This window comes from Rossellomorea sp. GAMAL-10_SWC, from assembly GCF_049568075.1.
Lineage (GTDB): Bacteria > Bacillota > Bacilli > Bacillales > Bacillaceae_G > Gottfriedia.
In genome coordinates this window covers 4462253-4476774 of record NZ_CP144911.1, presented here as the reverse complement: position 1 = coordinate 4476774, position 14522 = coordinate 4462253, and the positions used below count along the sequence as shown (strand labels likewise).

The following is a 14522-nucleotide window of genomic DNA, read 5'->3' as shown; positions in this document are numbered from 1 at the left end:
ATTTTATTATATTCTCACATTTTTCTCAAGAAGGTAACAAATAGACTCATATGGGCGCAACGTTAATTCGGTTAAATTCTGACTTGAATCATTATAATTTGAAATTAATATTTGCTTGTTATATTCCTCAATAGCAATATCTTCTGGTAATTTAAAAAGAGTATCTTCACCATAAAAATTATTAACGGCTAACAACATTTGATTATCCAGCTTACGAGTGTATGCAAAGATTTGTTCATGATTTAGTAATAAAGAATCATACATACCTTTCGAAATAATGTCGAATGTTTTTCTTAAATTAATTAGTTTTTTATAATGATGAAACACTGAATCTTCATCAACTAGAGACTTTTCAACATTTATTTGTTCGTAATCTTTTCCCGTTGAAATCCAAGGTGTCCCAGTTGTAAATCCTGCATGTATTGAATCATTCCATTGCATAGGCGTACGAGAATTATCCCTTGATTTGCTCTTTAAAATGGCTAATATTTCTCTTTCCGGAACCCCATTTTCTTTTAATATTTTATAATAATTTAAACTTTCTACATCTCGATAGTCTTCAATTGAGTCAAATTTAGGATTAGGCATTCCAATTTCTTCACCTTGGTAAATATATGGAGTTCCCCTTAATAAATGCATTGAAGTAGCAAGCATTTTGGCTGATTCTTTATGATATTTTTGATCGTTTCCAATTCGTGAAACAATACGCGGTTGGTCATGGTTACACCAAAATAAGGCGTTCCATCCAGTTCCTGATTGCATACCTTTTTGCCACGAATCTAGAATTGACTTAAGTGACATAAAATCAAAATCCATTAATGACCATTTTTGCCCATCTTTATAGTCAATTTTTAAATGATGAAAGCTAAAAACCATCGATAACTCATTCTCAGACGGGTTTGAGTATCGAATACAATGGTCGATTGAAGTTGAAGACATTTCACCGACAGTAATGATTTCGTCGTTCTTACCAAAGGTCTCATTATTTAATTTCTTTAAATACTCATGAATCCGAGGTCCGTCTGTATAATATTTTCTGCCGTCACCTGTTTCATCATCAACCATAACTTCTGGCTTAGAAATCAGATTAATTACATCCAAACGAAATCCTTTTACTCCTTTATCAATCCAGAAATTAACGATATCGAATATTTCGTTTTGAACCTCAACATTTTCCCAGTTTAAATCTGGTTGGGTTTTATCAAAAAGATGCAGATAATACTCATTTGAATTCTCAACTTTTTCCCAAGTTGAACCACCAAATTTGGAGATCCAATTCGTAGGCTCTTTTCCGTCCTTTTCTTCTCTAAAAATATAATAATTTTTATATTTTTCATTTCCATCGAGGGCTTTCTTAAACCACTCATGTTCTGATGAAGTATGATTAAATACCATATCCAGCATTATTTCTATATCACAACGTTTTGCAGCCTTCACCAGTTCATCAAAATCTTCCATTGTTCCGTATGCTGGATCAATATTTCGGTAGTCCGCGACATCATAACCATTATCATTTTGAGGAGATACATAAAATGGAGTAAGCCAAATGTAGTCAACACCTAATTCTTTTAAATAATCAAGCTTTTTTGTAACTCCTCTTAAGTCTCCAAAGCCATCTCCATTCGAATCATAAAAAGACTTAGGATAAATTTGGTATACGACACTGTTCTTAAAATCCTTCATTGTGATAATCTCCTTGATTTATAAATAAATTCGAAAGGAAGGAAAATAAATTTCCTTCCCCTTAAATAATTATGAGTTTTTCACTAGCAGTTTTTTCTTATTAAAGATAATCGTTAAAATGAATGGTACAACGAGTGCAACTAGCATAGCGATTGAAAACATACCAAAATGCTTAGGCTGAATAGATAAAATTGCAGGAAGACCTCCAACACCAATTGAATTCGCCATTACACCTGAACCAACTGAAACAATAGCAGCTATACCAGAGCCAATCATGGCAGCTAAGAATGGATAAGCATACTTTAAGTTAATACCAAACATTGCTGGCTCTGTAACCCCTAAGAAACAAGAGATAGCAGCAGGAATTGATACTTGCTTTTCTTCTTCATTCTTTCTATTCAAATAAATAATTGCTAGAACAGCTGAGCCTTGTGCGATATTTGATAAAGCGATCATCGGCCACAGATTCGTTCCGTGAAGCTGACTCATTAGTTGAAGATCGATTGCGTTTGTCATATGATGCAATCCAGTTATAACTAGTGGTGCATAGAAGAATCCAAATACTAAGGCAAATAGCCATCCAAATGAAGACGTTAATCCTGAATAGACTAAATGTGAGATAACTGAACCGATTTTCCAACCAATCGGACCTAATACTACATGTGCAATTAACACTGTTGGTACTAGTGCAAAGAACGGTACCACAATCATTGAAATTGCACTTGGCACGATTTTCCGAAGATTTGTCTCTAAAATCGCTAAAGTGAAACCGGCTAAAATCGCTGGAATAACTTGCGCTTGATAACCAATCATATCGATTTTAGCAAAACCAAAGTCCCAAACTGGTGGTACAGCCCCACCTGCTACTGCGTATGCATTTAGTAGTTGTGGTGAAACAAGTGTAATACCTAAAACAATCCCTAGAATTTGAGTCGTACCCATTTTCTTTGTAATTGACCATGTAATACCAACTGGTAAGAAATGAAAAATGGCTTCACCGATCAACCATAAAAAAGAATGTGTACCTGCCCAAAATTGAGAGGTTTCGACAAGTGTTTTAGTACCATGATCTAGTAGTTTAATATCCCCAATTATGTTACGGAATCCTAAGATTAGACCCCCTACAACAATAGCTGGAATTAATGGTGAGAAGATTTCCGCTAAGTGAGCAAGTATTCTTTGAATCCATGTCATATTTTGCCTTGCAGCTATTTTAGCTTCATCTTTTGAAGTTTCCTCTACCCCAGCTAATTTTACAAATTCATTATAAAAAATAGATACTTCATTACCGATGATTACTTGAAATTGCCCGGCTTGCGTAAAAGTACCTTTAACTATTTTAATTTCTTGAATCATTTTTTCATCAGCTTTTTTAACGTCTTTCAGCACAAAACGCATTCGTGTTGCACAATGAGTTACTGTAGCGATGTTTTCTTTACCACCAATGTACTGAAGTAATTGTTTTGCTTCATCACTAAATCGGCTCATGATATCCCCTCCTCAAGCAATCTATTCTTTATTTAATAATGTTTAAATTCATCCTGTACGTACAAGGTTAGTATATTCTTGTACGTACAGGATTGCAAGCGTTTTTTGTAAACGTTCTCACTTCTTATTAATTTCCATGGAAATTGCTAATCAAATTACTAATAAACTTATTAGACTAGTAGCGCATTTTTTCCGAATTAGCAGTATAACGTCTCAAACTCAAGTTCTTGGCCACAATTTAAAACAACTGTCCTTCATCTAAGTGAAAATTACTATAACCAAGTACTAGCAGACTATACTTTATTTAAGGATTAAAGTCATACTGGAAAGGTACAATCAGGAAGGGTTTATACTATTTATTTTTGAATGTGCCATAAATCATTTTGAGGAATAAAAAACCGTTTAATGCTTATCTGTTCCCAGGTAGAGCATTAAACGGTTTTTAGTTTTTATTAAATAGTTTCCTCTGTAAAGTGATCAAATACGATACAGCCAGCTCCTTGTGCAACGATATTATACGCTGTTGATGATTTAATGATTTGAACAGGACTGTTTGGATAATTTTTCAATCTTCCTTGTGCTGTTTCGGATGCCACATCAAAGAATAATGGCTTTGGAACTAATGTACCTCCACAAATTACAATATCAGGGCGTACGATGTAAATAAGATTGATCAGTCCAATTCCAAAGTAATTAGCCGCCTCTTTTATGACCTCTAAACAAAGTGGATCTTCCAACTCTAAAGCTTCAAGAATTTGATGATAGCTAATATTTTCGACATCTTTTACTTCAACCATCAAAGAAGTAATCTCACCGCGCTTAACTCGTTTGATTACCTCTTCTCGAATCGCAGGTAAACTACTGTACGCTTGAAGACAACCATATGAACCACATGAACAAAGTTTTCCATGAATATCAACGATCATATGTCCAAAAGCATCGTCCATTTCGTTCTTATTACTTATTAATTTACCTTGTTGAATAATTCCACAACGGATTCCCATATCACTCGAAACAAAAACAATATTTTCGTTTTCTTTACTGAAATTTAGTCTGTACTCTGCTAGGGCAGCTAAATTTGTACCATTATTTAATAATACAGGGCAATGATTAGCTTCTTCTAAGTGCCTAACAATATTTAAATCGTCCCATCCATCTGCTAAAAATGATCCAGATTTAATCATTACGCCCTTTTCTTGATCAATTTGGTCTAACACTCCAATACCAATACCTAATAATTGTTCTCTATTAATCTTATTTTGATTTAATAATTCACTTACACTTTTGGTTACAAAATTTAAAGTGTATTCTCCAGTACTCATATTGCTCATTTTTAATTTTTTTGATTCGACTATTGTTAGATTTAAGTCAAGCAATAGTACTGTTGTAAATAAATTTGTGATTTCGACACCGACTAAGTAGAAAGCAGTTGGGTTAATCACATACATTGCTGGTCTCCTTCCACCACTAGAAACCCCTAAACCACTGTCGTATATAAGTCCTTCCTGCACTAATTCATCTAATAACCGAACACAAGTAGTATGCTTATACCCCGTCATTTCAGTTAATGTATTAACTTTAGTTGGCCCTAATTTTCGTATTAAGCTATATAAAAGCTTTAAACTTTTGATTTTAGGCGACTGATAGCCTATAAATTGCCTGATCATTGACTCCTCCAAAACTCTTATCTTATTTTTTATCTATTTAACTTTTTATATTTTATGAATTAAGTATAGCTATTTATACACTATTTTACAGCATTTTAAGTAAAAATGAATAAACTTTTTACCAAAATGATTTTTAGTCTGTTTACAAGTAGTGAGTTATCCATTAGACTTATGGTGTAAGCATTATTATTTAATAGAATTCTTATTACAATCCCTATCGCACATTTTAGGAGGAAAAATAAATGCATAAAACTGAACATATTGTAGAAACAAGAGATTTTATATTAAGTAAAACAAACTACCGTCCAACGGTTGGATTAATATTAGGTTCTGGCTTAGGTACTCTTGCAGATGAAATCGAAAACTCTGTTGTAATCCCTTACAGTGAAATTCCTCATTTTGCAAAGTCTGAAGCAGTTGGACACGCAAATGAATTAGTAATCGGTGAATTAAAAGGCCAAGCTGTTGTAGCAATGAAAGGCCGTTTCCATTATTATGAAGGCTTCACTTTAGATGAAGTAACGTTCCCTGTGCGTGTAATGAAAGCTCTTGGAGTAGAAAAATTAATCGTAACAAATGCTTGTGGCGCTGTTAACACTAGCTTTAATCCAGGTGATTTAATGTTAATTACTGATCATATTAATTTAGTTGGAACAAATCCTTTAATTGGACCAAATAACCCAGAACTAGGAACTCGCTTCCCTGACGTTTCTGAAGTATATAACAAAGAATTACGTAGCCTTGCATTAAATGTTGCTGCAAAACAAGATCTTAAATTACAACAAGGTGTTTATGCTTGGTGGAGTGGCCCTTCATACGAAACACCTGCTGAAATCCGTATGATCCGTACGCTTGGTGCTGACTCTGTTGGGATGTCAACGGTTCCTGAAGCAATCGTTGCTGTTCACGGAAGTATGAAAGTTTTAGGTATCTCTTGCCTAACAAACATGGCTTGTGGCATCCTAGACCAACCATTAAACCACGAAGAAGTAATTGAAGTAGCAAGCATGGTTAGAACGAAATTCGTTAACTTAGTTAAGGGCATTTTAGAAGAAATTTAATACGAAATACGAAATGCGCAAGGAGTTTGATTAGCCCCGACAAGCATAAGACGAAGAACGATAAAGGTTGCTTTTTACCTTTATTGGGCTTTGGCTTATGACCACGAGGGGCTAACGCCTGGAGCTAGACAATGCGAAAAAGCGTTTGAGTAGCTCTGGAAGAAGTATTACCGGAGAAATATCTTGCTCTACTAGACAGTAACAAAATATGAAATTAGAGATAAGTAAAGAGGTTTTCGTTTTCCCTCTTTACTTCTTTTTATTAAACGGGGTGTTATTTTGAAAGGTATACTATATATCATTATCGGATCTGTTTGTTATGGCGTTTTGTCTACCTTTGTAAAATTGGCTTATGGTGATGGTTTTATTGTAAATGATGTAGTCGGTATGCAAATGTTTGTCGGGGCTATATTGTTATGGTCGATCGTACTTTTTAATAAAAGTAGATCCGCTAAGTCAAATAATCAACAATATTTAAAGCCTACTAAGAAGGATGTTTTATTGCTTGTTGTATTAGGGTCTACTACTGGCTTAACAGGGATGTTTTATTATTTGGCTTTGCAATATATTACTGCATCATTAGCAATTGTGCTGTTATTCCAATTCACTTGGATTGGCGTTTTATTAGAATCAGTAGTCAATCGAAAACTTCCTGAAAAAAGTAAATTGCTCTCATTGATTCCGCTCGTTATCGGCACGATTTTTGCGACAAATGTTCTAACAGATGGTATTGGTTCATTGAATTGGTTAGGAGTTTTATTTGGGGCGTTGTCCGCGGTTTCGTACAGTACTTTTATATTACTTAGCGGTAGGGTCGCTTTAAAAGTAAACCCAATAACCAAAACGGCATTAATGATTACAGGTGGTTTCCTAATTTGTGCGATCTTCCTCCCACCTACATTTTTCACAAATTGGCACTTGTTTGCAAAACTTTCATTAAAGTACGGGCTGACCCTTGGCTTTCTAGGTCCATTTTTCTCTACTTTAATGTTTTCAAAAGGCGTTCCTTTAACAGGTTCTGGTCTTGCCTCTATCTTAGGGGCAGCAGAGTTACCGACAGCTACGTTAATGTCAGCGATTGTATTAAAGGAAGCGGTTGGAGCTCCACAATATTTTGGTATCATTTTAATCTTAGTCGGTATCGTTTTACCTGAATTCCTTAAAAGAAAATCACTTCAATCAGCAAATTAAACTCGTAAAGATACAATCTGTTAATACTCCGAATAATTAAATAGATATTCCAAATAATATATTAGATTGCAAGCAGAGCGCTAGCAATCAGTCTGAAAATCAACATTTTTTTGGACTTTGTTTAAAAACAAAGATATTCAAAGTAATATCTTTGTCATTTTTTTGGAGGTGTTTTTATGAGAGTAAAAGACGTTATGTCGAATAATGTTGAGTGTTGTTCAAACCAGGATTCTTTACAATCAGTGGCAAGTAAAATGGAAACCTTAAATGTTGGAGCAATTCCAGTTGTTAACAATGGACAAGTAGTTGGAATGATTACAGATCGAGATTTAGCTTTACGTGGTATTAGTCAAGGGGGAAATGCAAATGCTTCCCAAGTAATGTCTAATAATATTGTGACGATTGATTGTAACGCAAGTCTTCAAGAAGCATCAAATTTAATGGCACAGCATCAAATAAGAAGATTGCCAGTCGTAGAAAATGGTAACCTCGTTGGAATACTTTCACTTGGTGACTTAGCAGTACAAGAGCAGTCGGATGAAAGTGCTGGAGAAGCATTGTCTCAAATCTCTCAAAACGATATTCAATAACTAGAAAAATGGGACCGCTTTATATGGTATTCGGTCCCATTTTTATTTTTTATTTATTCATTTGTGCAAGAAAATCTCCGAGTAGACTATCCATATCTTCCTCTTCAATTTCTTCTTTGGCTGCAGAGATTTCGCTTTTGCTTGCAGCTTCCCAATTAAAGTTATCTAAATCATCATCATGATCGGCTTTTCTTACAATATTATCTAAATTCGTTACATTCTGTTCGCTTGTGCGAATTTTTGATTGAACGGGTTCCAATTCTGGCTCTAATTCATTCATTTCTTCTTGAAGATATAGAGCTTCTTCAATTGCTAGACTATTACTATTTAGCGATGTAATAAGAGAAGCAGTTCGAATCGGGTTAGATAATAGTTGGTACACAATACTACCTAATAGTGCCTCAGAATGCTCATGTTTTAACCAATCTCTTTGAACTTTATCTAGGCTTTTTGGTAGTGGAATTGTTATTGTTTGCCTTTGCTTTGATAATGAGTCATTAACTCCGCTTATTACGTACTCAGCAATCTTACTTGAAAAGTTCCGTCTTTCGCTTTGTTTAAGCTGCTGCAAATGTTTAATTATCTGATCAGGCGTATCAGAGGGGATACGAAATGTAATAGGTTGTCCCCTCGTCAATTCTTTTTCCTTCATGGAATCACCTTATTTTACTTTAGACATTTTTTGTTCTTCTTTTTCAGCTTGTTGTTCTCTTCTAGATTCTCTTACTCTTTTTATTTCATAATCAGCGATTAGCTTATAATAAGCATTCGCCATCATCCAGATACTTTCCTTCTCATCCTCAAAGAAATCAATATTATAGCCATCTAGGTTATTATTAAGAGTTTTAAGATACTCTTTTAAGATTAGCGATCCCCCACCAATGAAATAGCATATTTCAGTTTGTGAGTTCTTCTGCCAAATATTTCTTAAATGACGATATTGTTTTTTTGCTAATTCTAACAGAATTCGGTCTACAATATCATGAACACTTGTCCGACTACCCTTAACCATAATATGATTTCGATCACTTTTCTTAGTAATGATCTCTACAACGTCTCTTCGACTATCAAGTTCCACTCCATGTCTTGAACGAATCTCTTCACGAATTGCTTCAAGGGACTCTGCCACACCAAGATTAAAACCTTGAGCTTTATCGTCATCTACCTTTCGATTCCTAATGACCGCAATATCAGTTGATAACCCTCCGATGTCTTGAATAAGGATTTTTTTATCTATAAGGTCTTTATTAATTATGTTTAAATGATTGTCCATAACTAAGTTAATAAAAGCTGCAAATCCTTCAGGATAGACTTTAACTTCTTCAAACTTAATATTAACTTTTAATCCTTGATGTCTTGGTGTTACTAAAAACTCTACTTGGTGAACTGAGCCTAGTAATCGCGAACGATAACCAACGTCCTTTCCTTCCTTTACTTCTCTAAGCGGAAGACCGGTTCCTAATACGTATGTTGCCTCAATTACATTATTAGAGTTCTTTACAATCTGCTTATTATCTTCTCTAGCTGCATCTAACGCTAGAGCTGCAAATAACATAATAAGTGTTTGATCCTCTTCAGACTTATTACTCCCAGGATCTAGTTCTGTTGCATTACCACTTTTAGTTGCTAAATTTCCTACACGATAAACAGTATTATTCTCTTTTAAAGTAGGGGAGTGAACGCGAATATGTATTCCATCAACTGGATCTTGGTTGTCTAATTCTTCTATCCCAATGATTGGACGATCTTCTGTATCCCTTGCAATAATATTAGGAATATTAATCTCAGATTCCATCTTCCCAAAAATTCCTTTGAGTGAATCATTTCCTACATCAATAGCAGCTATACGAGCATTTACCACTTAAATCATCCCTTTCGCTAATAGGTTTACATATTAATAGATAATTCTGATATTAGATTATCTAACTTTAGTCATCCGGTCAATGTCCCATGCTGAACTATTATAAAAATGTAACTCAATTGTCATCTTGTATACAAAATTGTAAACACATAAACTTGTATACATTTCTGTGTACATGTGTACAAAAATGTATACAAACGTTTACAAAAACGTTTACTTGTATACAAAGGTGTATACATTCCTTTTTCATTCTAGAATTAATTTCAAAATAACTGTCTCATACCTGCAATTAAAAAGTATACGTTTTTGTGTACAAGTATACTCTATCGTGTACAATCGTTTACATAATGTATTCTTGTGTACAAATATGTGTACAACTCCTATAGATCTATTTTCCTCTAAAAATTAAAAAACAGGTAGATGGCTTCTACCTGTCAATATGTGTGTGGATAAATCCCTTAAATAAACATATCCACATGTGGATTACTTATTTTTATTTTGATTAACTAACTCTTGAATAGGATTATTTTCAAAAATTATTATTTTTGAATCCTGTAATTTATTATAATCCTCTTCAGACATAAGCTTTAAATTTAATAGGTCCTCCTTTGTTGTAAATTTTGGATATGACCTTCTCCGTAATGATCCAAATCTTTTTAGATTATAAAATTTCCAACCTAAAAGACCAAAATAAAAAACAATCCACAAAAGGATTACAAATAAAATAAAAAAACGTATGTCATGATTTGTCATTTTGAAATAGAACTTCACTATATTTATATATCGATTATTGTAATTTATTAGCGAAGTAATGAAAAAAGCAATTACAATCATGCAATAGATCCAAACTACTAATGTTGTAATGATTATCATCACTTCACTTAGCCAATTTTTCTTTGAATGAACGATTACTCCACTTTCCTGTTTCCCCTGTCTGGACTTGTCCATGTTGCATAACCACCTTTTATTCTTGAATTAATTGCTTTAGGTAATGCAAACATTACAATCATTGCATTTAAAACCCAATAAATAACTGGATACCATGCAGCCCACAAGTAATATTTTTTTATGTTATCGTATGTGGAATCCACTCTTATCGACATCCAAAGCTGTATAAGACTCATGAAAACAAGTGAGAAAGAAGAAAAAGTCATCCATATTATTAACTGTTGTACACTGTTAGCAGTTAATAAATAGTAAATTGTCACGAATACCCAAGAAAATGACCATATTAAACTAACCCATTGTTCAAGATAAATTGGCCAGATCCTTCTATGCCGATAGTCCAATAATAAACGCCAATACCGCATAATTACCTCTTGTCCACCCTGTGCCCAACGAATTCTCTGATTCCAAATTCCTTTTAATGTTTCTGGAACTAACATCCAACAAAGAGCACGAGGTTCATAGCGAATATCCCAAAATCTTTCTTGTAGCTTCCAGGATACTGCGATATCTTCTGTAATCATATCTCGGTCCCATAATCCTACATCTACAAGTGCTTTTTTGCGAAATGCAACGACTACTCCTGATACAGTCATAATTTTACCTAGCATTCTTTGGGTTCTTTTTATGGCCCCAATAATAGAAGAATATTCTACTATTTGTAATCTACTCAGTAGCGTATCACGATTTCGAATTCTTGGATTTCCCGTTACAGCACCTAATCTTTCCCCACTATGTAGAAAATGATAAATGAGATACTGTGCAGCTTTAGGCGCTAAAATGGCATCCGAATCAATACAAACTAAAAACTCCCCTTTTGATGCATGGCAAGCAATATGTAAGGCATTTGCTTTCCCTCTATTTACTCTACAATCAATAGCTTTAACTTCGTGATATTTCTTTGCCATTTTTTCTAAAATTTTAAAGGTTGAATCCTTGCTGCCATCATTTACAGCAATGATTTCTTTTAATGGATAATCTAGTTCCACTAAATATTGAATAGTCTCTTCAATTGTTTCTTCTTCGTTATAACAAGGTATTAAGATGCTAATTAATGGCCACTCAATCCCTTCAAAATTTACATCTTTTCCTTTTTCTCGGTATCGGAAAAATAGACTAGACCCGGCAACCCAAAATAAAGACATAACCAATGGATACCAAAATACAAACTCCGACAAAAAACTTATGAATTTGTTCAAATTTAATCACCTAATTTACTAAATTCAAAAATGTACCTTCCATATAAAAACTAGTATCAGCAAATACAAATAAATTAACAGTGTTTTTCTAACCCATATAGTAATTTTTTACTTTCTTACAAAAGTTTTTGTTCTTTTAACATGAAACGATTATAATGGGAATGATGATTGTACTTCTCTAGTACAATTTAATAGATAGAAAATTTAATAGAAAAATCCATAAGCTTTTATGCTTGTGGTAGAGGTCGCAAACTCCCCTCTACAAAAAAATAAGGCGAAAAACAATATTTGTCGTATTGTTTTTATTTTTGTTATTCGGGATGCCCTCTTCTTTTTAATCATGTAAAGGAGAGAAGAAATATGAAAAATGAAAAAGCAATCGTTGTATTTAGCGGTGGCCAAGACAGTACTACTTGTTTATTCTGGGCTATGCAACAATTTGGTGAGGTTGAAGCTGTTACGTTTAATTACAATCAGCGCCATAAACTAGAATTAGATGTAGCTGCAGATATTTGTAAGGAATTAAATATTCCTCACCATATCCTTGATATGTCCTTGTTAAATCAGCTTGCACCAAATGCTTTAACAAGATCAGATATTGATATAACTCACGAAGAAGGCGAACTTCCTTCTACATTCGTTGATGGACGTAATTTATTATTCCTATCTTTTGCAGCAGTACTTGCTAAACAAAAAGGAGCAAAGCACATTATTACTGGTGTTTGTGAGACTGACTTTAGCGGATACCCTGACTGCCGAGATATCTTTGTTAAATCATTAAATGTAACTCTTAATCTATCAATGGATTATCCTTTTGTTATTCATACTCCACTTATGTGGATCGATAAGGCTGACACATGGAAATTAGCTGATGAATTAGGCGCATTTGAATACGTAAAAGATAAAACATTAACTTGCTATAACGGCATTATTTCTGATGGTTGTGGAGAATGTCCGGCTTGTGAGCTTCGTCAGGCTGGATTAGATCGTTACCTACAATCGAAGGGAGTCACAAAGCATGTTTGATTTTCGCATCGTAGACAGACTTCATAAAATTGATGAGCATATTAAAAAAGAAGACTTAAAATATCACCATAAACGTGTTCTTGTTAATAAAGAATTTACCTTTGATGCTGCACATCACTTACATTGCTACGAAGGTAAATGTAAGAATTTACATGGACACACATATAAAGTTATTTTTGGAATTAGTGGTTTTGTTGATGAAATTGGCTTAGTAATCGATTTTGGTGATATTAAACAGATTTGGAAGGAAAAAATTGAAATCTATTTAGATCACCGTTATTTAAATGAGATGCTACCCCCGATGAATACAACAGCCGAAAATATGGTTGTTTGGATTTATGAGCAAATGGAAAATGCACTTAAGGATCACACAAATCCTGAGCAAGATATTCGAGTAGAGTTTGTTCGTTTATTTGAAACGCCTACTTGCTACGCAGAAGCTCGTAGGGAGTGGATGATCATTGAGTAAAATTCCAGTACTTGAAATATTCGGACCTACTGTACAAGGTGAAGGAATGGCAATCGGTCAAAAAACGATGTTTATTCGTACTGCGGGTTGTGATTACTCTTGTAGTTGGTGCGATTCTTCGTTCACTTGGGATGGTAGTGAAAAAGAAAATATAAAGTGGATGACCGCGGAAGAAGTTTGGAAGAATTTAACCAACTTAGGCGGCGATACATTCTCTCATATTACGATTTCTGGTGGAAACCCTGCCTTACTTCCATCTTTAGGCCCTGTAGTTGAGTTTTTAAAGGAAAAGAATATGACTTTAGCTCTTGAAACTCAAGGTAGTAAGTGGCAACCATGGTTACCTTCTATTGATGAAGTTACTTTATCGCCTAAACCGCCTAGCAGTGGCATGAATACTGATTTTGATATGCTTGGAAGCATTATTCAAAATTTAGAAAATCATCCAAAGTTTTGCTTAAAAGTTGTTATTTTTGATGAAAAAGATTTAGCTTATGCGGAAACTGTTCATCAAAAATTCCCACATGTTCCGTTCTTTTTACAAGTCGGAAATAGTTGGCTAAATGCGGATGATCGCACTTTATTACAATATATGTTAAATCGTTACGAATGGCTTATAGATGAAGCAATGAAATCAAAAGTCTTTAAAAATGTAAAAGTTTTACCTCAATTACATGCATTTGTTTGGGGAAATAAGAGAGGAGTTTAACCAAAATGGTAGGAAGATCAAAAGGTTCACTAGAAGATGTATCATTACTTGGTAGCAACAACACAAAATATTTATTTGAATATGATCCAGGAATATTAGAAACATTTGATAATACTCACCCAGATCGCGATTATTTCGTAAAATTTAATTTCCCTGAATTTACTTCACTTTGTCCAAAAACAGGTCAACCTGATTTTGCGACAATTTATATAAGCTATATTCCTGAGAAAAAAATGGTTGAAAGTAAATCATTAAAATTATACTTCTTTAGCTTCCGTAATCATGGTGACTTCCATGAGGATTGCATGAATATTATTATGGATGACCTAATCAAATTAATGGATCCTCGTTATATTGAGGTTTGGGGGAAATTCACTCCACGTGGCGGAATTTCAATTGACCCATATTGCAACTATGGTCGACCAGGTACAAAATACGAAAAAATGGCTGAACATCGTATGATGAACCATGATTTATATCCTGAGAAGATTGATAACCGATAAGAACTAAAAGTGCACTGTATAAAATACAGTGTACTTTTTTTATTCAGGTAAATACTATATTCGTTTATAGCACTTAATTTGTTTTTATTTTACAATTAATGGAAAGTAAATGAAAAAGTGTGGTGAAGCC

Annotated in this window: 14 protein-coding genes; 7 read left to right on the top strand and 7 right to left on the bottom strand. The window is 33.9% G+C overall.

The window, feature by feature from the left end; all coding sequences use genetic code 11:
• Positions 1-6: 6 nt before the first annotated feature.
• From treC to V5E38_RS21685, 3 genes are all read right to left on the bottom strand, one after another.
• The gene (treC, locus tag V5E38_RS21695; protein ID WP_499211410.1) at positions 7-1683 is read right to left on the bottom strand and encodes an alpha,alpha-phosphotrehalase; all 1677 of its coding nucleotides are present in this window, start codon (positions 1681-1683) and stop codon (positions 7-9) included.
• A 69-nt stretch (positions 1684-1752) separates the two neighbouring features.
• Positions 1753-3171, bottom strand: a complete 1419-nt coding sequence (gene treP / locus V5E38_RS21690) for a PTS sugar transporter subunit IIBC family protein (RefSeq protein WP_499211409.1) — start codon at positions 3169-3171, stop codon at positions 1753-1755.
• 452 nt (positions 3172-3623) lie between these two features.
• Positions 3624-4838: an ROK family protein gene (locus tag V5E38_RS21685; RefSeq protein ID WP_499211408.1), complete on the bottom strand. Its 1215-nt coding sequence runs from the start codon at positions 4836-4838 to the stop codon at positions 3624-3626.
• 242 nt (positions 4839-5080) lie between these two features.
• Here V5E38_RS21685 and V5E38_RS21680 point away from each other — a divergent pair, with 242 nt between their 5' ends.
• The 3 genes from V5E38_RS21680 to V5E38_RS21670 all read left to right on the top strand — a co-directional run bounded on the left by V5E38_RS21680 (position 5081) and on the right by V5E38_RS21670 (position 7680).
• Positions 5081-5899, top strand: coding sequence for a purine-nucleoside phosphorylase (locus V5E38_RS21680; RefSeq protein ID WP_499211407.1), 819 nt, complete (start codon positions 5081-5083; stop codon positions 5897-5899).
• Between the two features lie 279 nt (positions 5900-6178).
• On the top strand, positions 6179-7090 hold the full coding sequence (locus tag V5E38_RS21675; protein WP_499211406.1) for an EamA family transporter: 912 nt from the start codon (positions 6179-6181) through the stop codon (positions 7088-7090).
• A gap of 176 nt (positions 7091-7266) precedes the next feature.
• Positions 7267-7680 carry a CBS domain-containing protein gene (locus V5E38_RS21670; RefSeq protein WP_499211405.1) on the top strand — a complete coding sequence of 138 codons (414 nt, stop codon included), beginning with the start codon at positions 7267-7269 and terminating at the stop codon, positions 7678-7680.
• Positions 7681-7729: 49 nt separating this feature from the next.
• Here the strand turns inward: V5E38_RS21670 and V5E38_RS21665 are convergent, their stop codons facing one another.
• The 4 genes from V5E38_RS21665 to pgaC all read right to left on the bottom strand — a co-directional run bounded on the left by V5E38_RS21665 (position 7730) and on the right by pgaC (position 11685).
• Positions 7730-8332, bottom strand: a complete 603-nt coding sequence (locus V5E38_RS21665; protein ID WP_499211404.1) for a hypothetical protein — start codon at positions 8330-8332, stop codon at positions 7730-7732.
• Positions 8333-8341: 9 nt separating this feature from the next.
• Complete coding sequence (locus V5E38_RS21660; protein ID WP_499211403.1) at positions 8342-9541, bottom strand: Alp7A family actin-like protein; 1200 nt, start codon at positions 9539-9541, stop codon at positions 8342-8344.
• 483 nt (positions 9542-10024) lie between these two features.
• Positions 10025-10489, bottom strand: a complete 465-nt coding sequence (locus V5E38_RS21655) for a hypothetical protein (RefSeq protein WP_499211402.1) — start codon at positions 10487-10489, stop codon at positions 10025-10027.
• The gene (gene pgaC / locus V5E38_RS21650) at positions 10450-11685 is read right to left on the bottom strand and encodes a poly-beta-1,6-N-acetyl-D-glucosamine synthase (RefSeq protein WP_499211401.1); all 1236 of its coding nucleotides are present in this window, start codon (positions 11683-11685) and stop codon (positions 10450-10452) included. Before pgaC ends, V5E38_RS21655 begins: the two co-directional genes overlap by 40 nt.
• A 360-nt stretch (positions 11686-12045) precedes the next feature.
• Between pgaC and queC the strand changes: the two genes are divergently transcribed.
• Genes queC through queF form a run of 4 tightly spaced genes read left to right on the top strand, consistent with a single transcriptional unit; the run spans position 12046 to position 14392 of the window.
• Positions 12046-12711 carry an adenine nucleotide alpha hydrolase family protein gene (queC, locus tag V5E38_RS21645; protein ID WP_499211400.1) on the top strand — a complete coding sequence of 222 codons (666 nt, stop codon included), beginning with the start codon at positions 12046-12048 and terminating at the stop codon, positions 12709-12711.
• Complete coding sequence (queD, locus tag V5E38_RS21640; protein ID WP_499211399.1) at positions 12704-13180, top strand: 6-pyruvoyl trahydropterin synthase family protein; 477 nt, start codon at positions 12704-12706, stop codon at positions 13178-13180. The genes queC and queD overlap by 8 nt, the downstream gene beginning before the upstream one ends.
• The gene (gene queE / locus V5E38_RS21635; protein ID WP_097974770.1) at positions 13173-13889 is read left to right on the top strand and encodes a 7-carboxy-7-deazaguanine synthase QueE; all 717 of its coding nucleotides are present in this window, start codon (positions 13173-13175) and stop codon (positions 13887-13889) included. The genes queD and queE overlap by 8 nt, the downstream gene beginning before the upstream one ends.
• A gap of 5 nt (positions 13890-13894) precedes the next feature.
• Positions 13895-14392, top strand: coding sequence for a preQ(1) synthase (gene queF, locus V5E38_RS21630; RefSeq protein ID WP_088012612.1), 498 nt, complete (start codon positions 13895-13897; stop codon positions 14390-14392).
• Positions 14393-14522 lie beyond the last annotated feature (130 nt).

Bases quoted from the DNA above. Each gene is read 5' to 3' on its own strand.
- treC (WP_499211410.1), bottom strand. From the start codon at position 1,683: ATGAAGGATTTTAAGAACAGTGTCGTATACCAAATTTATCCTAAGTCT.
- treP (WP_499211409.1), bottom strand. From the start codon at position 3,171: ATGAGCCGATTTAGTGATGAAGCAAAACAATTACTTCAGTACATTGGT.
- V5E38_RS21685 (WP_499211408.1), bottom strand. From the start codon at position 4,838: ATGATCAGGCAATTTATAGGCTATCAGTCGCCTAAAATCAAAAGTTTA.
- V5E38_RS21680 (WP_499211407.1), top strand. From the start codon at position 5,081: ATGCATAAAACTGAACATATTGTAGAAACAAGAGATTTTATATTAAGT.
- V5E38_RS21670 (WP_499211405.1), top strand. From the start codon at position 7,267: ATGAGAGTAAAAGACGTTATGTCGAATAATGTTGAGTGTTGTTCAAAC.
- V5E38_RS21665 (WP_499211404.1), bottom strand. From the start codon at position 8,332: ATGAAGGAAAAAGAATTGACGAGGGGACAACCTATTACATTTCGTATC.
- V5E38_RS21655 (WP_499211402.1), bottom strand. From the start codon at position 10,489: ATGGACAAGTCCAGACAGGGGAAACAGGAAAGTGGAGTAATCGTTCAT.
- queC (WP_499211400.1), top strand. From the start codon at position 12,046: ATGAAAAATGAAAAAGCAATCGTTGTATTTAGCGGTGGCCAAGACAGT.
- queD (WP_499211399.1), top strand. From the start codon at position 12,704: ATGTTTGATTTTCGCATCGTAGACAGACTTCATAAAATTGATGAGCAT.
- queF (WP_088012612.1), top strand. From the start codon at position 13,895: ATGGTAGGAAGATCAAAAGGTTCACTAGAAGATGTATCATTACTTGGT.